This window comes from Tahibacter aquaticus (genome assembly GCF_004363655.1).
GTDB lineage: Bacteria > Pseudomonadota > Gammaproteobacteria > Xanthomonadales > Rhodanobacteraceae > Tahibacter > Tahibacter aquaticus.
On sequence record NZ_SNZH01000001.1, the window covers coordinates 394,050 to 417,283 of the forward strand.

The 23,234-nt window shown below is 65.9% G+C and carries 13 protein-coding genes and 1 pseudogene; 3 read left to right on the top strand and 11 right to left on the bottom strand.

Annotated elements, in window-relative coordinates; translation table 11 throughout:
• The first annotated feature begins 10 nt into the window (after positions 1-10).
• On the top strand, positions 11-1,363 hold the full coding sequence (locus tag DFR29_RS01585) for a GH1 family beta-glucosidase (protein ID WP_133816798.1): 1,353 nt from the start codon (positions 11-13) through the stop codon (positions 1,361-1,363).
• Positions 1,364-1,481: 118 nt separating this feature from the next.
• A complete protein-coding gene (gene glk, locus DFR29_RS01590; protein ID WP_133816799.1) occupies positions 1,482-2,474 on the top strand; it encodes a glucokinase in 993 nt (330 codons plus the stop codon).
• Positions 2,475-2,506: 32 nt separating this feature from the next.
• Here the strand turns inward: glk and DFR29_RS01595 are convergent, their stop codons facing one another.
• The 9 genes and pseudogenes from DFR29_RS01595 to DFR29_RS01635 form a co-directional block, all read right to left on the bottom strand.
• Complete coding sequence (locus tag DFR29_RS01595; RefSeq protein ID WP_133816800.1) at positions 2,507-5,671, bottom strand: discoidin domain-containing protein; 3,165 nt, start codon at positions 5,669-5,671, stop codon at positions 2,507-2,509.
• Positions 5,668-6,489 (bottom strand): carbohydrate ABC transporter permease, encoded by an 822-nt coding sequence (locus DFR29_RS01600; RefSeq protein ID WP_133816801.1) that lies wholly within the window; start codon positions 6,487-6,489, stop codon positions 5,668-5,670. The genes DFR29_RS01595 and DFR29_RS01600 overlap by 4 nt, the downstream gene beginning before the upstream one ends.
• A complete protein-coding gene (locus tag DFR29_RS01605) occupies positions 6,486-7,364 on the bottom strand; it encodes a carbohydrate ABC transporter permease (protein WP_133816802.1) in 879 nt (292 codons plus the stop codon). Before DFR29_RS01605 ends, DFR29_RS01600 begins: the two co-directional genes overlap by 4 nt.
• A complete protein-coding gene (locus tag DFR29_RS01610) occupies positions 7,361-8,635 on the bottom strand; it encodes a sugar ABC transporter substrate-binding protein (RefSeq protein ID WP_243745922.1) in 1,275 nt (424 codons plus the stop codon). The genes DFR29_RS01605 and DFR29_RS01610 overlap by 4 nt, the downstream gene beginning before the upstream one ends.
• A 17-nt stretch (positions 8,636-8,652) precedes the next feature.
• Positions 8,653-10,137: pseudogene (locus DFR29_RS01615) on the bottom strand (glucoamylase family protein); the annotation flags it as partial.
• 83 nt (positions 10,138-10,220) lie between these two features.
• Complete coding sequence (locus DFR29_RS01620) at positions 10,221-13,028, bottom strand: TonB-dependent receptor (RefSeq protein ID WP_166653808.1); 2,808 nt, start codon at positions 13,026-13,028, stop codon at positions 10,221-10,223.
• A gap of 90 nt (positions 13,029-13,118) precedes the next feature.
• Positions 13,119-14,141: a LacI family DNA-binding transcriptional regulator gene (locus DFR29_RS01625; protein WP_133816805.1), complete on the bottom strand. Its 1,023-nt coding sequence runs from the start codon at positions 14,139-14,141 to the stop codon at positions 13,119-13,121.
• 906 nt (positions 14,142-15,047) lie between these two features.
• Positions 15,048-16,679 (bottom strand): NAD+ synthase, encoded by a 1,632-nt coding sequence (locus DFR29_RS01630; protein ID WP_133816806.1) that lies wholly within the window; start codon positions 16,677-16,679, stop codon positions 15,048-15,050.
• Positions 16,680-16,815: 136 nt separating this feature from the next.
• A complete protein-coding gene (locus DFR29_RS01635; RefSeq protein ID WP_486679321.1) occupies positions 16,816-18,822 on the bottom strand; it encodes a DUF7933 domain-containing protein in 2,007 nt (668 codons plus the stop codon).
• Positions 18,823-19,391: 569 nt separating this feature from the next.
• On the opposite strand from DFR29_RS01635, the gene DFR29_RS01640 reads away from it, so the two are divergent.
• Complete coding sequence (locus tag DFR29_RS01640; protein ID WP_133816808.1) at positions 19,392-21,119, top strand: hypothetical protein; 1,728 nt, start codon at positions 19,392-19,394, stop codon at positions 21,117-21,119.
• A 67-nt stretch (positions 21,120-21,186) separates the two neighbouring features.
• Here the strand turns inward: DFR29_RS01640 and sucD are convergent, their stop codons facing one another.
• Both sucD and sucC read right to left on the bottom strand, forming a co-directional pair.
• Positions 21,187-22,062 (bottom strand): succinate--CoA ligase subunit alpha, encoded by an 876-nt coding sequence (sucD, locus tag DFR29_RS01645; RefSeq protein ID WP_133816809.1) that lies wholly within the window; start codon positions 22,060-22,062, stop codon positions 21,187-21,189.
• An 11-nt stretch (positions 22,063-22,073) separates the two neighbouring features.
• Positions 22,074-23,234 (bottom strand): ADP-forming succinate--CoA ligase subunit beta, encoded by a 1,161-nt coding sequence (sucC, locus tag DFR29_RS01650; protein ID WP_133816810.1) that lies wholly within the window; start codon positions 23,232-23,234, stop codon positions 22,074-22,076.

Here is a 23,234-nt window from a genome sequence, read left to right on the forward strand (position 1 = left end):
AGCGTTCGCCATGACCTCCGCCATCGAATTTCCCGCCGGCTTCCTCTGGGGCTGCGCTACCTCGGCCTACCAGATCGAAGGCTCGCCGCTGGCCGACGGCGCCGGCCCCAGCATCTGGCACCGCTTTACCCGCACACCCGGCCTGGTGCGCGACGGCGACAGCGGCGACCTCGCCTGCGACCACTACCGCCGCTATGCCGGCGACGTAAAGCTGATGCAGCAGCTCGGCCTCAACGCCTATCGGTTTTCCATCGCCTGGGGCCGGGTAATGCCCGAGGGCCGCGGCCGGGTCAACGCCGCCGGCCTGGATTTCTACGAACGCCTGGTCGACAGCCTGCTCGAGGCAGGCATCCAGCCCATGGCCACGCTCTACCACTGGGACTTGCCTGCCGCCCTGGACGACCGCGGCGGCTGGCTCAATCCGGATATTGCCGACTGGTTTGCCGACTACGCCAGCGCCGTCTACCAGCGCCTGGACGGCCGCGTCAAACTCTGGGCCACCTTGAACGAACCCTGGGTCGTCACCGACGGCGGCTACCTGCACGGCGCGCTGGCGCCCGGACACAAGAACCGCTTCGAAGCGCCGATCGCCTCGCATCACCTGATGCGCGCCCACGGCGCCGCGGTGAAGGCGTATCGCGCCATCGGCAAGCACCAGGTCGGCCTGGTGGTGAATATCGAACCCAAATACCCCGCTTCGGATTCCACGGCGGACAAGGCAGCCACCCAGCGCGCCGACGCCTACATGAACCGGCAGTACCTCGACCCGGCCCTGCGCGGCCACTATCCGCCGGAAATGAAGGAAATCTTCGGCGAGGCCTGGCCCGACTGGCCGGCGCAGGATTTCGAACTGATCCAGCAGCCGCTGGATTTCATCGGTCTGAACTACTACACCCGCAGCGTCACGCGGCATGACGACAAGGCCTGGCCGCTGTACGCCAGTGCCGTGCGCCAGCCCCAGGCCACGTATAGCGAAACCGGCTGGGAAGTGTTTCCCCAGGGCCTGACCGACACGCTGAACTGGATCCGCGAACGCTACGGCAACCCGCCGCTGTACATCACCGAAAACGGCTCGGCCTTCTACGATCCGCCGGTTGCGCCAGCCGACGGACTGCCCGATCCACTGCGCGTGGACTATCTGCAAAAACACCTGCGCGCCACCCACCAGGCGCGCGCCGACGGTTGCGACATCCGCGGCTATTTCGCCTGGTCGCTGCTGGATAACTTCGAATGGTCGCTGGGCTTTTCCAAGCGCTTCGGCATCATCCATGTGGACTTCGCCACGCAGAAGCGCACCTTGAAATCCAGCGCGAAATGCTACGCCGAAGTGATTGCGAGCCAGGGACGTTTGCTCGGTAGCTAGCCGATAGTCGCGGGCGACGCGCCGTGCCGCTTCGTCCGCGCGCGGCGCGTTGCGGGGATCGCTGCGCGATTTCCCTCGCCGCAGCTATGCTTGTCGATCCGTCCGTCCGGAACCGACCATGCCCGACGCCAACCTGATCCTGCTCGCCGACATCGGCGGCACCAACCTGCGCTTCGCCCTGTGCGAATCGGCCCAGGTGCCGCTGCGCACCGACAGCATCCGCCGCTACCGCGCGGCCGCGCATTCGTCGCTGGGCGAGGCGGCGGCGAAATACCTGGACGAAATCGGCGCCAAGCCGCGCCAGGCCGTATTCGCCATTGCCGGCCGCGTCGATGCGGGCGAAGTGAACCTGACCAACCTGCCCTGGAGCGTTTCCGCCGCGGCCGTGGCGCAGCAGCTGAATCTGGATTCGGTCCGCCTGGTCAACGATTTCGCCGCGCAAAGCCGCTGCCTGCCGCTGCTGCGCGGCGACGATCTGGAAATCCTCGGCGCGCCGGCCGCGCCCACGCTCGACGGCAGCCGCGACCGCTGCGTCGCCGTGGTCGGCCCCGGCACCGGCCTGGGTGTCGGCGCCCTGCTGCTGCGCGAAGGCCGCGCCATCGTGCTGGAAACCGAAGGCGGCCACCTGAGCTTCGCGCCGGGCAGCGACGAGGAAATAGCCATCCTCGAACAGCTGCGCCGCGACTACGGCCGCGTCTCCAACGAACGCGTGATCTGCGGCAGCGGCCTGGTCAATCTCTACGGCGCCATCTGCGCCATCGCCGCTGCACCTAAACTCGCCACCACGCCGGAACAAGTCATGCACAGCGCCACCCAGGCCGACGATGCGCAGGCCGTGCGCGCGGTCGAACTGTTCGGCGAAATCCTCGGTGCCATCGCCGGCGACCTGGTCCTCGCCTACGGCGCCTGGGACGGCGTATTTCTTGCCGGCGGCCTGCTCGACCCGCTGCTGCCGACGCTGCGCCGCGGCGGCTTCCGCGCGCGTTTCGACGCCAAGGGCCGCTTTACCCCGACCATGCTGCAGATACCCACCGTGGCGGTGCGTCATCCGAACCCGGGCTTGCTCGGTGCGGCAGCTATTGCTTTGGATGGGCGCGCAGCACAGGGCTGAGCGCAGTACACAGCGGCTGCGGGCGCCACACCTCAGCTGCCGGCCAGGCCGGCCTGCACCGGCGGGATCCTGCGTATCTCGACCTTCGCCGGAAACGTGGTAATTTTCAGTTCACCACCTTTCCACTCTGCGGCATGCCCGTTCACCGTGGTCGCACCCGGCGCTCCGTCGATGGGCCAGGCCAGCACCACGCCGCCGTGCGGGGCCAGGCCGTCGCCTTCGATGCTCAGCTTCAGGCCGACACGGTCGCGCCATAACGCATAGGAAAGTCCGCCGTAAGGCGTGCGCAGACCGCGTACGGCGATGCCCTTGCCCTCCAGCCATGCGGCTGGAATGCCGGCGGCAATGACCAGCGCCTGGGTTTCGTAGCGCTCGTAGGCGAACAGGTCCAGCGCCGCGCGGATGAAATCCGAGCTGACCCAGGCATGCGGCATATCGCCGATGAAACGCGGCTCGCGCGGATCGCGGCCGATCACTTCGGCCCACTGGTTCCAGGCCTGCGGGCGGCGATCGGCCATGAAATACTCGACCGCCTGCCAGGCACGTTCGCGCTGGCCCAGGCGCACCAGGCTGGAAACGTTGCGCCATTCGTACGGCGTGTAGTCCTTCCATTCGCGCTCGCCGTCGCGGCGCGCGACGAACTCGCTCCAGTAGCGCTCGTAGGTGTTGCGCAGCAGATTCTGCGGCAGCGCCGCCTGTTCGCCAGCCGGTGACAGGGCGATGGTGGTCGAGGTGGCATCGAAGTCGCCCAGTTCGGCGCAGCCGGGCAGATAGTCGATGCCATGCTGCGCGGTAGCCGTGTGCAGCGACGCCAGCAGATCGCCGCGGAATTCATCGCGCGCCGCCGCTATCCTCCGCACCTCGTCGCCAAGGCCCAGCGCCTGCCCCATCGCGACCGCATCCTTGTAGCCGGCCAGTGCCCAGAAATCGTCCCAGTAGGAATGCATGGGCTTGGCCGAATAGCCTTCGTGGCTGATCGACGCGGGCATCAGGCCGTAGAACGCCTCACGCCCGGCTTGCCGGTTCGCCGGTGTGCGTTCGCTCGCGCGCAGCGTGTCCATGTAGCGCACCGCGGCAGAGACGTGTGGCCAGTACTGCGCCAGCACGCGCGTGTCGCCGCCGTAGCGCCAGACCAGCGCAGCCAGGTGGATGAATTCGCCGTGGCTGTCGTTCTCCGGCACCGGGTCGGCACCGCGCGCGTCCACGCAACAGGGTACTTTTCCATTCTTGAACTGGTACGGCGCATACCAATGCAGGTAGTCGCGTGCGACCGTGTCATCGCCCAGGCGCAGCAGGCCCTGGGCAATCATGGCGCCGTCGCGTATCCACGAGCGCGCATACGAGCGCGTGCCCGGCCGCAGCATCGGCCCATGGCGCGACAGCAGGATATGCGCCAACGAACTGCGCACGCTGTCGGCCAGGGCCTGGCCTTGCGCCGGCACGATCAGCTCGACCCGGTCCAGGCGCCGGCGCCAGTACGCCGCACTCGCTTCGTAGCGCTGTTGCAGCCAGGCTTCGGCGGCATCCGCGGCCGGCAGCTCGGGCGGGGCGGTGCCGAGCAAGGGCGCGACCACGCCGACGCTGGTACTCGCGCCCGCGGCCAAGGTCATTTCGTAGACCAGCGCCGCCGTCGCCAGGCCGTTCGCATCCTGCGCACGCAGCAGGCGCGGCGGCGGCGATTGCGCCAGTTGTTCGTCGACGGCGCCCGCATCATCGCCGCCCGCGAACGCGTAGGCCGGCGGCGTCAGCGCATAGACACGGGCGCGACCGTCGACGCGCAAGGCCTGCGTCTGTGGATCCCATGCCATCGCCTGCGCTGCGGCGACGCCGCCGGGCGTGGTCAGGAACTGGGCCGGTGCATTCACCTGGAACGGACGCAGCGCCAACGCAAGGCGCAGACGCCGCGGCGCATTCGATTCGTTGTGCACGGTATAGCGGCCGAGCAGCTGGGCCTGCTGCGCATCGCCGCTGGCAAAGGCGTCGATGTACAGACTGATGCCGTTCCAGCGCCAGCCTACGCGCGGCAGCGGCAGATAGCCGTCGGCCAGCGATTGCGACGTGCTCACGTCGGCCCAGCTCACCACCTTGCCGTCTTCGCCGATCAGGAACGGTTCCAGCGACACATCGCCGCGCGCGAGTTCGATCGCTCCGTCCTCGCCGATCAAGGCGCTTTGCGCGCCGCCGTCGACGCCGACCAGGGTCCAGTACGATTGCTCATTGTGGAAACCGCGCGGCAGGCGGCCGCGCGGCAGGTCGCGTGCGCTGCGCTGCAGGAATCGCGTCAGGGTGACGGCGTCAGCCACGTCGACGATCTCGATCTCGGTCAGCGCGACCTCGCGCGCCTGCGCCCTGTCCAGGCGCAAACGCAGATGGCGTGCTTCGGATTCGGGCAGCCACAGCGCATCGTCGCCAGCGTTGCCTTGTACGACGCGGCGTACTTCGTGCCAGTGCGCGCCGTCGTCGGACAGCTCCACCGCGTAATCAGTCGCGCCGTGCTGCGGCAGCCAATGCAGCAGCAGGCCGCCGAATTCGCGCCGCTGGCCCAGGTCAAGCTGCAGCGTAGTGCCGGCGCGCGCGCGGCTGCGCCAGGCGCTGCGGCGGTCGCCGTCGACTGCCAATGCGGCACTGGAGCGCCAGCGCGAGGAACTGGCCTGGGCGCGGACTGGCGGCGGTGCGCTCACCGGCGCCAGCTCGTGCAGTTCCAGATCGGCGATGCACAGCTCGCCGGCGCCGCCGCTGCCCGCATAGACGGTGAACTCGATCGCCGCGCTGCGCCGCAACACCTTGTCCGCGTTAGGCCCCCAGGCGAATTCGATATGCCGACGGCGAAAGCGCACATTTTCCCATTCTGCCGAAAGCTGCGTATCGGGCCGGTTCGCCCACCAGACGTTCTCGCCGCTGGCATCGATCAGCTTGAACTGGAACGCATTAGCCGCGCCGCTGCCGCGGCGGCGCAGACGGAATTCGTAGTTGGGCGGGTAGTCCAGCGCGATTTCCCGTCGCAGGCTGGCATAGCCGGACACGCCGTTGAAATCGAAGACCAGACAGGGCTGGCCGTCCTGCAGGCGCTGGCTCGCGCTGACCTGGTCCGAGGCGAACACTTTCCACGCTGCCGCATCGCCCATCAGCGAGGCCGCCATCAGCGGCGCCGCGAACAGCAGCAGCACCAGCGTCGCGACGCAGCAGCGCAGCCTCATCCCTTCACACCGCCCAGCATCAAGCCTTGCAGGTAATGCCGCTGCAAAGCGAGGAACAGCGCCAGCACCGGCACTACCGTCAGCACTGCGCCGGCCATCATCAGCTCGTTGTCCATCACGTGTTCGCGCGACAGCGAGGCCAGCGCCACGGGGAGGGTCTGGTAGTCCTGGTTGCTGAGCACAATCAGCGGCCACATGAAATCGTTCCAGCTGGCCAGGAAGGTAAGAATGCTCAAGGTGGCAATGACCGGCTTGAGCAGCGGCAGCACGATGACGAAGAAAATGCGCACCTCGCCGGCGCCGTCGATGCGCGCGGCTTCGAGCAGTTCGTCCGGAATCGAGCGGGCGTACTGGCGCACGAGGAAGATACCGAACACCGAGGCCAGCCCCGGCAGCACCACGCCCGCGTAGGAGTTCACCAGGCCCAGGCTTTTCATCAGCAGGAACAGCGGCATCATCGCCACCTGGGCCGGAATCACCAGCGCCGCCAGCAGGCCGCGGAACAGCGCGTCGCGGCCGCGGAAGCGCAACTTGGCAAAGGCATAGCCGGCGGCCAGATTGAACAGCAGCGACAGCAGGGTCGTACCGCCCGCCAGGGCCAGGCTGTTGAGCAGATAGCGGCCGACGCCGTTGCGTGTGAACAGTTCCACATAGTTGTGCAGGGTCGGCCTGGCCGGCAGCAGCGGCGGCGGAAAGGCAGCGGCCTCACCCGGCTGCATGAACGATACCGACAGCATCCACAGCAGCGGCCCCACCGCGATCACGGCCAGCAGCGCGAGCGCGGCGTTCACGCCGATCGCCGGCAGGCGCGCCCTCATGCGGCACCCCAGCGCCGCGACAGGCGCAGCAGCAGGCTGGTCACCGCCAGTATCAGCACGAACAGCAGGAAGGCGATGGCCGAAGCTCGGCCGAGATTCCACCACTTGAAACCTTCCTCGTACATGAAATACAGCACGCTGGTCGTGCTTTGCAGCGGTCCGCCGCGCGTCATCACATAAGGCTCGGCAAACAGCTGGAAGTAGCCGGCGACGGTGATGATGGACACCACCAGCAGGGTCGGCGCCAGCAACGGCAAGGTGATATGACGCAGGCGCTGCCAGCTGCCGGCGCCGTCGATGCGCGCGGCTTCGTGCAGTTCCTGCGGTATGGCCTGCAGCCCAGCAAGCAGGATGATCATGTTGTAGCCGAAGTTCTTCCACACAGCGAACAGGATGATGGTCGGCATCGACCAGGCCGCATCGCCGAGCCAGTCGATCGGTTCCAGGCCCAGCCAGCCGAGACCGTAGTTGACCAGGCCGTAGCGCGTGTGGAACAGATAGCGGAACACCACCGCGACCGCGACGATGGTAGTGACCACCGGCGCAAACAGCGCAGTGCGGAAGAACGGCTTGCAGCGCGCCAGGCGTGAATCCAGCAGCAGCGCAGCACCCAGCGATACCAGCAGCGACAGCGGCACGCCGATGCCGACGAAATACAAGGTATTGCCCAGCGCCTGCCAGAACAGCGGCGTTTGCAATACGTCCACATAGTTGCGCAGGCCGACCAGGCGCAGGTTGTGCGGGTCGGCCAGTGCGTACAGGTCGAAATCGGTAAAGCTCAGCAACAGAGCGGCGACCACCGGCCCGACGAAGAACAGCCCGATCACGATCAGCGCCGGTGCGGCGAAGCTCCAGCCTGCGCCGGGGCGCTTCATCGTGCCTGCTCCTGCGCGCGCATCCAGCGGCGCTTTTCCAGCATTGCATCGACTTCCGCATCCAGCCTTGCCAGCGCGTCTTCGCTGCTGACACCGCCGCGCACCACACGCTCGGCCGCCAGCTGCATGGCAATGGCGATGCGCTCCCACTCGGCTACCGGCGGTGGCGGACGCGCCTGTTCGAACTGCACGCGGAACGCCTGCGCATACTCGTCGTTGGCCAGAGCCGGCTCGCTCCAGACACTGCGCCGCGGCGGCAGGTCGCCGGTCAATGCATGCAGGCGCAACTGCATCGCCGGGCGCGACAGAAACTCGATCAGCTGCCAGGCCGCCTGCTGCTGGCGCGAACTGGCGAACAAGGCCAGGCTGGTGCCACCGGCCACGCCGCCACCGCGCCCGTCGCTGCTGGGCAGCGGCGCGGTCGCCCAGGCGTCGGCCAGCTCCGCCGGCAGGCGCCGCTTGAACTCGCCGATATTCCACGGCCCGGTGATATAGAACGTATTGAAGCCGCGGGCGAACTCGTTCCAGACATTGGAAATCTGCGTGTCACTCATCGCCGGCGCCCACTGCTGGCGGAACATGTCGGTATAGAAGGCGAAGGCGCGGCGAAAACCGGCACTGCGGAAATTTGCCCGCGTACCGCCGTCGAGCAGCAGCGGCTCGTCCTGCTGCAAAGCCAGCTGCAGCAGCGGCTCGAACTCGTCCAGCGGCAGCAGGATGGCATACGCATCGGCGCCCGCCTCGCTCTTGATTGCGGCCATGGCGCCCTGCCACTGTTCCCAGGTACGCGGCGCATCGAGAAAACCGGCGCGGGCGAGCAGATCCTTGCGGTAGAACAGCACGCGCGTGTCCAGGTACCAGGGCAGGCCTAGCAGCTTGCCGCCGATCACGTTGGTGTCCCAGGCGGCGGTGAAATAGTCATCTTTTTCCACAATCGGCGATTGCGCCACATAGCCATCCAGCGGCTGCAGCGCGCCGAGTGCGGCGAATTCCGCCAGCCAGGTATTGCCGAGCTGGCAGACATCCGGCAAGGCGTCGCCGGCAAACGCCGTCAGCAGCTTCTCGTGCGCAGCGGTCCAGGGCAGCTGCTGCACCTCGACGTGGATCTGCGGATGCTCGCGCTCGAACTCGGCAATGAGCTGGGCCACGACCTCGCCTTCCCGGCCCATGCCCCAGAAGCGCAGCACGGTGCGCTCGTCGGCGCGGCGGCAGGAGCACAGGCTCAGCGCCAGAATCGCCAGGGCCAGCCAGAAGGCGAGGCGTGGTTTCACGGGCGCGCCCCTTTGCGCGGCTGCGGGCCCTCTTCCAGCCAGCCGCCCTGGAAGCCTGCACGCAGCAAGCCGCGGCGGATGTACGGATTGCGCCGCATCACGTCCCAGACGAAGCCGTCGCGGTAGTTGGCGATCATCGCCACGATTGGCCCCTGGTCGATGCCGATGTAGTCGCTCGCCACCCAGCCCAGTTCCGGCACGATACGGCCGGTCTTGAGCGGCATGTCGTAGTCGAAGCTCGGGTTGAACGCGTCTAGAAATCCATATTTTCCGTAGATCTCGTCGCCGTAGCGGTGCTGCATTTCCTCTACCGCCGGCATGACGATTTCCGGCGCGAACGGCAGCGAGGCCACTGCCGCGGTCGGCGCAATGGTGCCGTCGTCGAACACGTCGGCAATGCCCGCGCCGCGGGCCGAGTAGTGGCGGAACTCGCGCGACTGGCCGTCGTAGTCGAGGCTGGCTGCCAGCGGGCCGTCGCTGGCGGTGAGGCCCCAGACGTTTTCGCCATAGCCCTTCCAACGCATGGGATTGGCGATGGCGTAGTTGCGCTGGGCGATGGTGGCGCGGCGGCTGTTCTCGAAATAGTCCAGGCCGCGGCGGCGCATGTAGTCGTCGCGGATGCCACGGAAATCGATCCACACATGCGAATACTGGTGGCCGAACAGCGGCCCGAAGCCGAGGTATTCCTGCTGCTGGAACTGGCCCCAGGCGTGGTCGTAGTTGCGCGTCCAGGCGACCCAGGCATCGTCGCCGATCGGGTGGGTGGGCGAGCCCAGGGCGAGGATATAGACCAGCATGGCCTCGTTATAGCCCTGCCAGTCGTGGGGAATGAAGCCCGACTCGGGCAGCCAGCCCATGCCGATCAGCGGCTTGCGCACCTGCAGCCAGGGCCAGTCGACGCGCGCATAGATCGCGTCGGCGAGGATGCGGATTTCCGCCTCGGCCGGGTCGTCGCGGTCGTAATAGGTCTGTGCGAACAGCACGCCAGCCAGCAGCAGCGCGGTATCGACCGAAGAAACCTCGACCCAGCTCGCATAGCGCGTGCCGCTGTCCAATTGCAGAAAATGGTAGAAAAAACCATTGTGGCCGGCCTTGCCGCTGGGCTCAGGCCCCTGCGGCGCAGTGGCGAAGAAGCGCAGCGTGGTCAGGCTGCGATCGCGCGCCTGTTGCCGCGTGATCCAGCCGCGCTCCACACCGATGGCATAGGCGGTCAGGCCGAAGCCGACCGCGGCGATGCTGGAAAACGGCTCGTTGTACGGAAAGCGGTCGGGTACCAGCGCATTAGGCCGGTCCGAGGTATCCCAGAAATAGCGGAAGGTGCGTTCTTCCAGATCAACGAACAGCGGCGTCAGCGGCGGGTGCAACAGCGCGACCGGCACTTCGCTGGCGCCTGGCGGGCTGCGTTCGCAGGCGGCGAGCAGCACCAAGGCCAGCAGCAGGGCGCAGCAGGCGACGGCTCGCGACAGCGCGCCGGGTTTCTTTGTGTAGGTTGCGGCAATCATCGAAACGACAACGCTCCGGCGTCTGCATAAGACCAGGTTGCCGCGCCTTCGGCGGCGTGCCGAAGGCGCGGAATACTCAACACTCAGAAGCGATAGCGCGCACTTACCTGGTAGCTGCGCGACGGCCCCTTGGTGCAGCTGGGGTTGCCGAAGGTGGGCTCGGACGAATTGCCGTTGAAACAGCCGTAATTGGTGAAATTGAAGATATTGAATGCATCCGCACGCACTTCGATGGCCTGGCTGCGGCCGAAGCGGAATTCCTTGGACAAGGCCAGATCGAACTGGCGGTAGGCCCAGAAATTGTCCAGTACGAAGTCCTGCCGCTCCGGATAAGCACCGCCGAGCAGGATGCCGCCATTATAGCGATAGCCCTGCCGGCCGACGTCGTAGGGCTCGCCCGAGTTCAGCGTGATCAGCCCGGTCAGGCGCATTTGCCAGGGCATCTTCACCGTGCCGTTGATGACCACGTTGTGCTTGGCGCCGACGCGGTTGGCGAGATAGTCCGCCGGCGTCGGATAGTCCAGCGAATACTCGTCGCCGCCCTGCTTCTTGGCCAGCTGGAAAGTCCAGTTCAGTCCCAGGCCCCAGCCCGATTCGTCGGTATAGGGTTTTTCCAATGTGAAGAAAATCCCTTTCGATGAGTAATTCTTGCTGGAAGAAATCAGCACCGGGCTGTAGTTGCCGGGCAGTGGATTGATGAAGTCGCCGTTGGGCCGGCGGCTGCCCCAGATCCAGGTGAACTGGCGATAGCCCAGCACGCGGCTGAAGGTCAGCGAGGCAAGCCAGTTGCCGAGCTGCTGCTTGATGCCGAGGCTGAAAGCGTCGCTGTACGGCGGCTTGGTCTTGTTGTTGAGCAGATCGATCTCGCCGCTGCCCGCGTTGCCGCCGGTGATCAGTTCCTGCAGGCCGGCCACGGTGAGGTAGCGCGGATCCCACACGACCGACGGATTGCCGTCGACCGGCGAACCATCGCGGGAGAAATAGATCGAGTAATACGGATACTGCGAATGGAAGGCTTCCTGGATCGGGTTGTCCAGTGGCGTTCGGTCGTAGTAGCGGCCGGCGCCACCGGTCAGGATGGTGGACTGGTCGGCGTCCTTGCTCAGGTCCCAGGAAAAGCCCAGGCGCGGTTGGAAGGCGCCCTTGAAAGCCTTGCGCTCCCTGCCGGTGGAAATGTAGTCGCGCGACAGGCCGAGGAATTCGATGGCGGCATACTGGCTTTGCGGCGTGACGTAGTCGTTGTTGTAGGCGTCGGACTCGTAGTCCCAGCGCAAGCCCAGGTTCAGCTGCAGGCGGTCATTGACGTCCCAGTCGTCCTGCACGAACAGGCCCATCTGGGCGTTGTCGATGTCGGCGCTCTTGCCGGTCGGCGAATAGCTGACGCGGTAGGGAATCTCGAAACCGGTGTTGTAGCGGAAGTTGTAGGAATAGCGCGGGTTGGCGGTATTGTTTTCCAGCAGTTTCAGATCGTACCTGGCGTATTTGATGCCGGTCTTGATGACGTGCTCGCCGTGCCAGTCGATCGCATCGAAGGTGATGTCGTTGCGGAAGGTCGTATGTTCCTGGTGCTTGTTCTGCAGACTGGCCGCGCCGCCGACGATACCGGTGCCTTCGTAGTCGCGCGACACCACGTCGCCGACTGCCGGCACCGGCGAATAGGTGTATTCGCCGCGGTTGATCAGCATGTCATTGACGAAGTTCTTGCCGCGGAACTGCCATTTCAGCAGCGCGTCGTTGACTTCGTTGTCGCGGTCCTGGCGCGCGATATAGGCGGTCGTCGTGCTGATGCCGATCACCTCGGTATCCTTGCGCCGGGACATGCTGAAGTCGACCGAATTGTTGTCGTTCGGCCGCCAGGTCAGTTTGCCGAAGGCGACTTTCTGCTCGAACGGCACGTCGAAATTGCCGTTGTACTGGGTGAAATCCGGCTCGCCGGTATAGGCGGGATCGGTCGGGTTGCGGAAGAAGATCGGCTGGTTGCCGTTTTCGTCCTTGGCCTCGTAGCTGACGAAGAAATGCAGCACGTCGGGAATGATGGGGCCGCCCAGTGTGGCGCCGTACTGCTCGCGCTTGTACTCGGGCTTGGGCAGGCCGCGCTGCTTGCTGAAGTATTCGTTCTCGACCATGTCCTTGTTCTGGTAGTAGCCGTAGGCCGTACCGTGGAACTCGTTCGTGCCCGACTTGGTCACCGCGGTGATGATGGCGGTGCCGGCCTGCTCGTACTCGGCCTTGTAGTTCTGCGTGAGCACGCGGAACTCCTGGATCGCTTCCTGCGAGAACGGATTGCCGCGGCTGGAATCCTGCCCGACCAGGCCGCCCTTCAGGATATTGTTCTTCAGGTTGGCACCGTCGATGAAGACGTTGGTCTGGCTGGCCGGCTGGCCGGCGGCTGAAATGGTCTTGCTGTAGCGGTCGTTGGACACGACCACGCCGGGCGCCAATGCAGCAAATGACAAAAAGTTGCGATCGCTCTGTGGCAGCGTGCGCATCTGCTGCTGGGTGATGTTGGTGGCGATCTCGGAGGTCTTGAGCTCCAGCGGTGCCGTGGCGACGACGGTGACCTCCTCCAGCGCGACCGTGTCCTTGCCCGCGCCGGCACCGAGATCCAGGGTCAGCTGCTGGCCGACCAGCACGGTGACCAGCTCCGAACCGAGGCTGGAGCCGCCGGCATTGGCGCTGATTTCATAGGTGCCGGGGCGCACGCCGCTGATCACGTAGCGGCCGTCGGAGCCGACGCTGGCGCGGGTCGAATAGCCGGTGGACGTCTCCCGCGCCACCACTTCCGTGCCCGCTGCCGCTCCCGCCACCTTGCCGCGGATGGTGGCATTGACGTTCTGCGCCAGCGCCGTGCCGCTGCCGGCCGCGGCCAGCAGCAGAGCCAGCGCGGTCACGATGCCACTTTTGCTGCTCGGTCTATTTATTGGTTTCATTGCACAGCCTCCCCATGAGGTCTCTCCAACGCGTGTTCTTGTAGGCGCCGTTCAACCCGACGGGACGGGCGCACAGGATTGGCGCACGACGAGTTCGGCGGCCAGCACTTCGCTGCGCGTATCGGCGTGTTCGGGTTGTTCGATCAAGGCGATCAGCCGGGCCATGGCGCGTTCGCCCAGCTCGGCGATGCGCACGCGCACCGTGGTCAGCGGCGGCGAGGCGTAGCGCGCCATCGGAATATCGTCGAAGCCGACCAGGGCGATGTCCTGCGGCACGCGCACGCCGGCTTCGGCCAGCGCGGACAGGCAGCCCAGGGCCATGGAGTCGTTGGCGGCAAAGATCGCCTCGGGGCGCTGCGCGGCGGCAGCAATGGCCTGGCCTGCCGCGTAGCCGGCGGTCTCGGTGAAATCGCCGGCAAACACCCGTTCGGCGCTGGCCGGCAGCAGATCGGCGAGCGCCTGGGCATAGCCGCGGCGGCGTTCCTGCGCGTCGAAATTCTGCTCTGGCCCGGCAATCAGGGCGATGCGGCGAAAACCCCGCGCAGCCAGATGCTTCACCATGGCGTAGGCGCCGGCGTAGTTGTCGATGCTCAGCGCGGGATAGCTGTCGCCGGAGACACGCGTATTCATCAGCACGGTCGGTACGAGGTCTGGCAGGTTGTCGGCCAGCAGCGGCGCGTCGGCATGCGGCGACATCACCAGCAGGCCATCGACACGGCCCTGCAGAGTGCGCAAGGCCAGCCCCGTCTCTTCGGCCGAACCGTGCGAGCTGGACACCAGCAGATGCAGGTTGCTGCGCCGGGCGGCCAGGTCCATGCCGCGGATCAGTTCGGAGAAGAACTCCCCGTAAAGATCAGGCAGTACCGCACCGATGGTATCGGTGCGCCGCGTGATCAGGCTGCGCGCGGCGGCGTGCGGGCGATAGCGCAACTCCCGCGCGATGGCCTCGATGCGCTCGCGCGTCTCCGCAGTGACGCTGTCATGGCCGTTCAACGCCCGCGACACCGACGCGACAGACACGCCAGCCTGGCGCGCTACGTCCTTGATGGTGACTGAGGGGCTGCGCTTGGGCATGACCTTGGGGTTCGCTTGATCGGCGATGTAAACGTTTTCATCATTGCGCGTAGGGGGTGGGGTTGTCATGTTGCACCACGGAAAATTGGGACTTGTTGGCGGGTCATCAGGCTTGGCCATCTTCTGCCTTCTGATTGATTTACGTTTGAAATCAAAAGTGTATCGCGCGCCTTCGGCGCGCTCGTTACTTCTCTTCGGGTGGCCAAAGAGAAGTAGCCAAGAGAAAGCCACCCCAGATGCCGCGGTTTTGGGCCATCCATGGCCCAAAACTCCGCGAGACACTCCGGCGGTCCGCGCACGGGACATCCATGGCCACGACCCTGCGGGCCTTTCCCTCGTGTCTCGCCGCCGCATATGGGGCCCCGGATGGGCGCACTTCCTGCGTGCAGAAGCAACGGCTACAGCCAAAGCGAAATCACCAGCCGCAGCCGCAGCGCCCATATCGTGCTGCGCAGCTCGCTGCTTTAGCCCTCTCCCCCAAGCCTGGGGAAGAGGGTTAGGTGAGGGGGCCGGCGGTCAAGTTGGTGCCAGCGCAAGGTTCTTGCCGACGCCAAACGCTTCGCGTCGATCAGGCCGATTGGTGCAATTCGCTGCGCTCATCGCACCCTACGATCACGTTTTGCCCTTGCAGCAAAGTATGCTCGCGGGATATGGAACACATAATGCACTTGTGCACCGTGTTTCAGAATGGACGCCCGCACTTTCGCCACGGTCAATGCAGGCGGCACTCTCCTGCACGCTGGTCCCAGGCCCCGCCCCTGTCGAGACAGGCATCGACACGGAACCAGCGCCAGGTCCAGGCAGCTCCCAGGTATAGACATCCGCTCAGGACCAGCACAAGAACAACGGCAACTGCAACAGGGAAGTTCCGCTGGCGTGGCAGCGCTTTCATGGCTTGCCCGCGCCTTAGCGCCAGCCCGACGTGATCGGATAGCGCCGCTCGCGCCCGAATGCTCTTCTCGATACTTTCGGCCCCGGCGCGGACTGGTGCCGCTTCCACTCGCTGATGCGCACCAGGCGCAGTACACGGTCGACCGTGGTGGCGTCGAAGCCGGCGCCGACGATTTCGTCGCGCGACTGTTCCTGGTCGACATGGCGCAGCAGGATCGCGTCGAGCACGTCGTAGGGCGGCAGCGAATCCTGGTCGGTCTGGTTGTCGCGCAGTTCGGCCGAGGGCGGACGGTTGATCACGGCCTCGGGAATCACCGGCGCGCCGGCGACGGTATTGCGCCAGCGCGCCAGGGAAAATACTTCGGTTTTATACAAATCCTTGATCGGTGCGTAGGCGCCGCACATGTCGCCGTAGATGGTGGCGTAGCCGACGGCGTACTCGCTCTTGTTGCCGGTGGTCAGCACCAGTCCGCCGAACTTGTTGGACAGGGCCATCAGGATCACGCCGCGGCTGCGCGACTGCAGGTTTTCCTCGGTGGTGTCGACGGTCGCGCCGGCGAAGAGCGGAGCGAGCGCATCGAGAAAGCCGCGGAACGGCGCCTCGATCGGCACTTCGACGATCTTCACGCCGAGCGCCTGGGCCTGTTCGTCGGCGAGATCGTTGCTCAGACCGGAGGTATAACGCGACGGCATGCGCACGCCGGTGACGTTGTCGGCGCCGAGCGCGTCAACGGCGACGCACAACACCAGCGCGGAATCGATGCCGCCGGACAGGCCCAGCCAGACTTTGTCGAAACCGTTCTTGCGGCAATAGTCGCGTGTGCCGCGCACGATCGCGCGCCAGGCCAGGGAGTCGCGGCTTTCGTCGCCGTCGACCGGCCAGTGTCGCGGCAGGAAGCGGTGCGTGGCGACATCGTAGTCGGCGGTCAGCCAGTGATCTTCGAAGGCGCGGGCGGCGGGATGGATATGCCCGTCCGCATCGGCCAGCACGGAAGCGCCGTCGAAGACCAGGGCGTCCTGCCCGCCGACGACGTTGAGATAGGCCAGCGCAACTTTGGCCTCGGCCACGCGCGCGGCCAGCAGGGCATCGCGCTGGGCATGCTTGTCGCGCTCGAACGGCGAGGCATTCGGCACCAGTACCAGCTCGGCGCCAGCGGCGACCGTCGCGGCCAGCGGTTCGGCGAACCAGAGGTCTTCGCAGATCACCACGCCGACCTGCACGCCGTTGACCTCGACCACGCAGGGTTCGCCGTCGGGATCGACCTCGAAATAACGCCGCTCGTCGAACACGGCGTAATTCGGCAGTTCGCGCTTGCGATTAGTGCGCTCGACCCGTCCGTCGCGCAATACGCTGGCGGCGTTGTAGACCACCGCGCCGGCGCTTTCGGGCCAGCCGACCACGGCGACGATGCCCTTTACCTTGGCGGCGATGCGCACGATGGCCGCGCTGCATTCGGCCAGGAAACCCGGACGGTAGAGCAGGTCTTCGGGCGGATAGCCGCTCAGGCACAGCTCGGGAAACAGCACCAGGTCAGCAGCGTGCAGATCGCGCGCCTCGTTGATCATCTCGACGATGCGCTGCTCGTTGCGCAGCACAGCGCCAACCGGGAAATCGAACTGGGCGAGGGCGATACGAAGTGCGGCCATGGCTTACCAGCGGGTGCGCAAAGGTGCCGAATCATAGCCCAGGCACCACGCAGCGACGGCGGGTCTGCCCTGCCGCGCGCCGGGTAGCCAGGCCACACAGGCCCGCGGCAACAGAGCCGCGGGCCTTTGCCTGGACTTAGTTCGCCCGGTGAACGCCCTTCGCTTCCGCGGCGACATCCAGACCATCGCAGAACACGGTGTCCTTGACGACACAGGTGGCCGGCGTGACGGTCAGGGTGACGGGCACCGGCGTCTGCGACTGCTGTGCGTCGTTGCTGGATACGCACAGGTTGGCCTGATAGGTGCCTTCGGCCAGGCTCGCCGCCGCCGGATCGGCGACGATCTCGATTGCCGTGCTACCGCCACCGTTGAGCCAACCGCTGGCCGGAGTCGCCGAGAGCCACTGCGTTGCCGGGCCGTTGCAGACAGTGGCGCTGGCGCCGGTGCTGCCTGTGGCGCGGATCATCCAGTTGCCCGGTATCCCCATCGCCTCGCTCGAGGCCGTAAAGCCGTTGCTGGCCAGGTTGACCAGATCCGTCAGGACGTTGGGACTGGATGTGCCCGATACCCAGGAGCGTTGCTGCGGCTGTGTCACGTCGCGTGCTGCGGGAACCACCACCCCCGGGTAGCCGCCGACGCGTACCGCCCATTCGTCGACGAAGCCAATGTAGACATCGCCCGCCCCCGGCACCGCAAATTGGGCCGGATACGTTTCGAAGGCATCGAGCGCACCTATCGAGACCCGCCGGTCGACACCGATGCGGACCGCATTGACCGGACTGCCGCTCGCCGCAGCATCGTAGTAGACGAGCAGATTGGGCTGCATGCCGAGCTGCAGGCCGGAGCTCTGCCCGCCGCCCGGCAAGGCCGCCGGCCAGAAAACCGAAATGGAATCGATGGTCATTGCTTCGGCGACGGTAAACCGGTTCAGCCATACCGAGCCAAAGCTGCGGTTGCCGCCCGTGCGACCGACGATGCCTTCGATACTGCCGTCATCCAGTCTGAAATCCACTGGACTGCCCAGGACCCGCGGCGTCCAGGCTACCCGTGCGGCCTCGCGCGGTTCGACCCGGTAGATCAGCGGATTGCTGCCGGACGCATTGGCGATACTGAGGCTGGCACTGACAGAGCGGTTTGCCGGAGTGCTCAGGGAAAATGCCGCAGGCGCCAACGCGACCAGCGGGGCCGAGCCCGAACCGGGCGCAATCGTCAGCGTTGCGGTCGACGCCAGCGCGTTGGTACCGGCCGTGGTCTGCATGGCGCCCGCAGCAACCTGGCTGGTATATGAGCCCGGCAGGGGCGAGGCGACATCGACCGCGAGCGTGCAGGCGGCGCCGGCCGGAAGGGACGCGCCGGCCGACAGAACGACCGTATCCCGCGTTGCGGAAGCAGTACCGCCGGAACAGGTAGTCGCCGCATTCGGCGCTGCGGCGGTTTCGAGCTGGCTGGGCAGAAAGCCGGTGAACGGCTGGGAGAAACTCGCCGGCAACGCGCCATCGTTGCGTAGCGTGACTGTCAGGCGGCTGGAAGCGCCGACGGCAACACTGGGCGGATCGAAGACCTGTTCCACCGACAGGCCGGTGCCCGTCACCGTCAGCGTCGCGCTGGCCGGGTCGGCGTTGCTGCCCAGGTCCGTCTGCAGGCCGCCGGCAGGCACGGTCAGCGTATAGCTGCCGGTCTCTCTGGGGGACACGCCGGGAAAGAGGAAACGGCACGTCGTTGCGGGCGGGATCGTGCTGCCGCCGAAGAAAGTGATCGAGCTGGGCGTGATCGTCGTACTGAAGTAGGCCCGGCAATTGGTCACGCTTTCGCCTTTGATCTGCAACTCAAGCGGCAGCTGCACGACAGTGGCGGCGCTCAGCACGGCAGGCGTGGGATTGGGATTGCTGAAATCCACGAACAACTCGGTTTGCTGGGCGATTGTCATCGTCGCAGAACCGAAGCGCAGCGCCACGGCCGGAGCGGCAGTACCGCTCGCTCCCGGAGTCGCCGCCTGAATACTGCGGACATCGATCTCGGCTGCGCCGGCAGCGGCGGCAACCAACACCATGATCAGCGCGGCGGATGCGCAAGCAAAGCCGCGCGTACGTAGTTCTGGTTCGGCGGGAGAACGACGAAAGGGATTAGACGACAGCATGCACATCTCCACGAATGGTTACGACCCTGAGGCTCTTGCACGCCACGGGCATGCTTTATCGAAGTTCCATCGGACGCCGCTTACGGTTGCATCAACGCATGAACACGGGTTGCTACTAACGGCTAAGTCGTAGCAGTACGGAAATAGTTTCCAACCGGTTCCGGCAGATATGGCGCGCGATATCCATCGCCTCCTGCGAGCGCGGTGCACATGCTCGGCAGCACGTACGCAGCGTGCAGAACGAACTACAGGGCCGCGGCGAAAATGGCGTACGCGGGCGTAGTGTCATTGCACAGCCGGTTGCGACGGGCGCCGATGCCGAAGACCTTGCGCCGGCACGCGCCGGCCGCACTTAGTCGCTTACAATTTAAAATTTAAACTCATATAGAAAATTAATTAACACCACTACAGAAATTTCCCGCGGCCGGCTACCGCAAAAGCCCTTCACGCTTGTCGCTCTCCAACAGCAAGACAGACTGATCCCGCAGCGGCAGCGGTGTTGGGACTTGCCCTGCCCCGCTGCGTAATGGGCCAGGTGCGCACTATTCCGGCGCCTGTCTGCAGGGAGCTCATCAATGCCATTCGTCCACCCGATCGCACGGTCTTGCGTGCTGGCCGCTGGCCTGCTCGCCGCCGCCAGCGCCGCGGCGGTGCCGCAATACTTCATCGTCGGTGATCCCGCCGACCCTCGCTGCCAGTTCTCGACCATCGCCGCGGCCGTCAGCGCCGCACAGCTCAACGGCCCCGGACTGGACTACGTGATGGTCGCCACCAACGCCAGCTACAGCGGCCAGGCGCTGAACGTGTTCGGACAGTCGCTGCTGATCGAAGGCGGCTATGCGGACTGCGACCTCAATCCCGACCCCAACCAGCCGCTGACGCCGATCATCGGCAATGGCGCCGATCCAGTGCTGCGCATCGCGCCCAGCGCCGCGGGCAACTACGAAGTTCGCCTGAGCCGCGTGCGCCTGAGCGGCGGTGGCAGCACCACGGCCAACGGCGGCGGTATCCGGCTGGAGCCGTTCAGCAATACCTTCGTCAAACTGTCGCTGGACAACACCGAGGTATCCGGCAACCGCGCCAGCGGCGGCGGCGGTATCTACGCCGTGCGCGGCACCAGTCCTGGCGGACAGTACAGCGTGATCCTGCGCGCCGGCACGCGCATCACGGGCAATACCGCCGGCAGCAACGGCGGCGGCCTGAATATCGTCGACGGCAGCCTGTACATCGCCGCGGACGACGTGCGCATCGGCGACAACACTGCCGGCGGTGCCGGCGGCGGCATCGCCATGCTCGGCGGCACGCTGTTGGTCGGCAATCCCGAGCTGCTGGGACCACGCAACGATGTCAGCGGTGCGCTGGTCGAGCAGAACAGCGCCGGCACCCTCGGTGGCGGCATCTATCTGTTCGGCGCATCCACCCTGATGGAAGCGCACGAACTCATCGTCAACCGGAATACCGCCGGCGGCAGCGGCGGCGGCATCGCAGCGAGCAACGGTGCCCGCCTGAGCCTGCTGCGCGACTACAGCGCCGGCCTGGGCTGGTACTGCCCGCCGGCGAGGGAGTGCTCGCGCGTGAGCAGCAACCAGGTCGGCAACGGTGTCGCCAGCGGCACACGCGGCGGTGCGCTTGCGCTGTACGGCGGCGCGCGCGCAGAACTTGCCCAGACCGTGGTGCGGCACAACGTGGCCCAGGATGCCTCGGCCATCCTGGTCGACGGCGCGTCGGTACTGCAGACCGAAGGGGTGGTGTTCACCGGCAACCGCTCGATCGACCTGAGCAATCAGACCGGCACGGTGATCCGCGCCGGCTATCTGTCACCGTCGGCTCCGCCCGACCTGCGCATCGCCTACAGCACGTTCATGGGCAATGTGCGGCGCGATACCAACGGCAACCAGCAGCGTGCCATCGACTTGGTCGGCCAGCAGGGCACTACGCTAGCGGTCTACAGCTCGGCCTTTCTCGATTCGCCCTATGGCTGGACCATGTACAGCGCGCACACCAGCGACTGTACGCTGCGTCGCAGCGGCGGTGCGCTGGACGGCAATGGCACGCATAGCCGCGACGCGGTCACTGCCGAGCCGAGTCCATTCGTGTTCCTCAATGCCGGCATGAACGATTGGCGCCCCGGTTTCAACTCGCCGCTGACCGATTTCTGCGACAGCACGGCGTATATCCCGCGCTTTCGCGACCGCGAACTGCAGCCGCGCTGCCGCGACGAGGCCAAGGCAAACCGCTTCGGCAGCTGCGATGTCGGTGCGTGGGAAAACGACCAGCTGTTCGCCGACGGCTACAACGGCTGAAAAGGCGAAGGCCGCGGATTGCTCCGCGGCCTTCGTCGATTGGCGGGGTGAAACGGCTGCGCCGTGCTCAGCCGCCCAGGCGTGCGGTGATCGCCTTGCCCAGGTCGGCCGGCGACTTGACCGTGGTCACGCCGGCTTTTTCCAGTGCGGCGAACTTGGCCGCCGCCGTGCCCTTGCCACCGGAGATGATGGCGCCGGCATGGCCCATGCGCTTGCCGGCCGGGGCCGAGGCACCGGCGATGAAGGCAACGACCGGCTTGGTCACGTATTCGGCGATGAACTCGGCCGCTTCTTCCTCGGCGCTGCCGCCGATTTCGCCGACCATGATGATGCCTTCGGTCTGCGCATCGTCCTGGAACAGCTTGAGGCAGTCGATGAAGTTCAGGCCGTTGATCGGGTCGCCGCCAATGCCGATGCAGGTGGACTGGCCCAGGCCGGCGTTGGTGGTCTGGAACACGGCTTCATAGGTCAGCGTGCCCGAGCGCGACACGATGCCGACCTTGCCGGGCTTGTGGATATGGCCGGGCATGATGCCGATCTTGCATTCGCCCGGCGTGATCACGCCGGGGCAGTTCGGGCCGATAAGGACGGAATCGGGATAGCCCTTCAGCGCATTCTTCACGCGCAGCATGTCGAGTACCGGAATGCCTTCGGTGATCGCGACGATGACGCGGATGCCCGCATCGGCAGCTTCGAGGATGGCATCGGCAGCAAACGGCGGCGGCACGAAGATCATCGAGGCGTCGGCGCCGGTTTCATCGACGGCGTCCTGCACCGTGTTGAACACCGGCAGGCCGATGTGCTGGCTGCCGCCCTTGCCCGGGGTCACGCCGCCGACCAGGCGGGTGCCGTAGTCCACAGCCTGTTCGGAGTGGAAGGTGCCCTGCTGGCCGGTGAAACCCTGGCAGATGACTTTGGTGTTCTTGTTGATCAAAACGCTCATGGCTGGATTCCTTACGCTACGGCCGCGACGGCTTTCTGGGCCGCATCATTGAGGTCAGTCGCCGGGGTGATCTTCAGGCCGCTGTTGGCCAGCAGTTCCCGGCCTTTTTCCACATTGGTGCCTTCCAGGCGCACGATCACCGGAATCTGTACGCCGACTTCCTTGACCGCGGCGATGATGCCGTCGGCAATCATGTCGCAGCGCACGATGCCGCCGAAGATGTTGACCAGGATGGCCTGCACCTTGTCGGAGGAAAGGATCAGCTTGAACGCTTCGGACACGCGTTCCTTGGTGGCGCCGCCGCCCACGTCGAGGAAGTTGGCCGGCTCGCCGCCTGCCAGCTTGATCACGTCCATGGTGGCCATGGCCAGGCCGGCGCCGTTGACCATGCAGCCGATATTGCCGTCCATGGTCACGTAGTTGAGGTTGTGCGTGATCGCAATTGCCTCGGCCGCGTCTTCCTGCGATTCGTCGCGCATGGCACGCAGGCGGGGATGACGGAATTCGGCGTTGTCGTCGGAATTGACCTTGCCGTCCAGGGTGATCAGGTCGCCCGAGCCGACGATGGCGAGCGGGTTCAGCTCGACCAGGGCCAGGTCCTGTTCGTTGAACAGCTTGTACAGGGCCAGCATCATCTTGGTCAGCTGGGTGACGTGCTTGGCCGACAGGCCCAGGGCGAAGCCGAGCTTGCGGCACTGGTAGGGCTGCAGGCCCTGCACGTAGTTCACGTCGAGGGTCTGGATTGCCTCGGGGTTCTCTTCGGCGACCTTCTCGATGTCCACGCCGCCTTCGGACGAGGCGATGAAGGTGACGGCCTTGGTCGAGCGATCCACCAGCACCGACAGGTACAGTTCCTTGACGATGTCGTTCGCTTCGGTGACCAGCACCAGGTTCACCGGCAGTGCGCGGCCGGCGGACTGGTAGGTTTCCATGTTGCGGCCGAGCATGCCGGCCGCAGCGGCCTTGACCTCGTCCAGCGACTTGCAGAATTTGACGCCGCCGGCTTTGCCGCGGCCACCGGCATGGATCTGGGCCTTGACCATCCACTGCTCGCCACCGACGACCTTGGCGGCTTCGACAGCAGCCTCCGGCGTTGCGGCGACCTTGCCGGCGGGTACGAAAATGCCGTACTCGGCGAACAGTTCTTTGGCCTGGTACTCGTGGAAGTTCAT

What these genes read in the sequence shown, in the direction of transcription:
- DFR29_RS01585 (WP_133816798.1), top strand. Translation starts at nt 11, where the DNA reads ATGACCTCCGCCATCGAATTTCCCGCCGGCTTCCTCTGGGGCTGCGCT.
- glk (WP_133816799.1), top strand. Translation starts at nt 1,482, where the DNA reads ATGCCCGACGCCAACCTGATCCTGCTCGCCGACATCGGCGGCACCAAC.
- DFR29_RS01595 (WP_133816800.1), bottom strand. Translation starts at nt 5,671, where the DNA reads ATGAGGCTGCGCTGCTGCGTCGCGACGCTGGTGCTGCTGCTGTTCGCG.
- DFR29_RS01600 (WP_133816801.1), bottom strand. Translation starts at nt 6,489, where the DNA reads ATGAGGGCGCGCCTGCCGGCGATCGGCGTGAACGCCGCGCTCGCGCTG.
- DFR29_RS01605 (WP_133816802.1), bottom strand. Translation starts at nt 7,364, where the DNA reads ATGAAGCGCCCCGGCGCAGGCTGGAGCTTCGCCGCACCGGCGCTGATC.
- DFR29_RS01625 (WP_133816805.1), bottom strand. Translation starts at nt 14,141, where the DNA reads ATGCCCAAGCGCAGCCCCTCAGTCACCATCAAGGACGTAGCGCGCCAG.
- DFR29_RS01630 (WP_133816806.1), bottom strand. Translation starts at nt 16,679, where the DNA reads ATGGCCGCACTTCGTATCGCCCTCGCCCAGTTCGATTTCCCGGTTGGC.
- DFR29_RS01635 (WP_486679321.1), bottom strand. Translation starts at nt 18,822, where the DNA reads ATGTGCATGCTGTCGTCTAATCCCTTTCGTCGTTCTCCCGCCGAACCA.
- DFR29_RS01640 (WP_133816808.1), top strand. Translation starts at nt 19,392, where the DNA reads ATGCCATTCGTCCACCCGATCGCACGGTCTTGCGTGCTGGCCGCTGGC.
- sucD (WP_133816809.1), bottom strand. Translation starts at nt 22,062, where the DNA reads ATGAGCGTTTTGATCAACAAGAACACCAAAGTCATCTGCCAGGGTTTC.
- sucC (WP_133816810.1), bottom strand. Translation starts at nt 23,234, where the DNA reads ATGAACTTCCACGAGTACCAGGCCAAAGAACTGTTCGCCGAGTACGGC.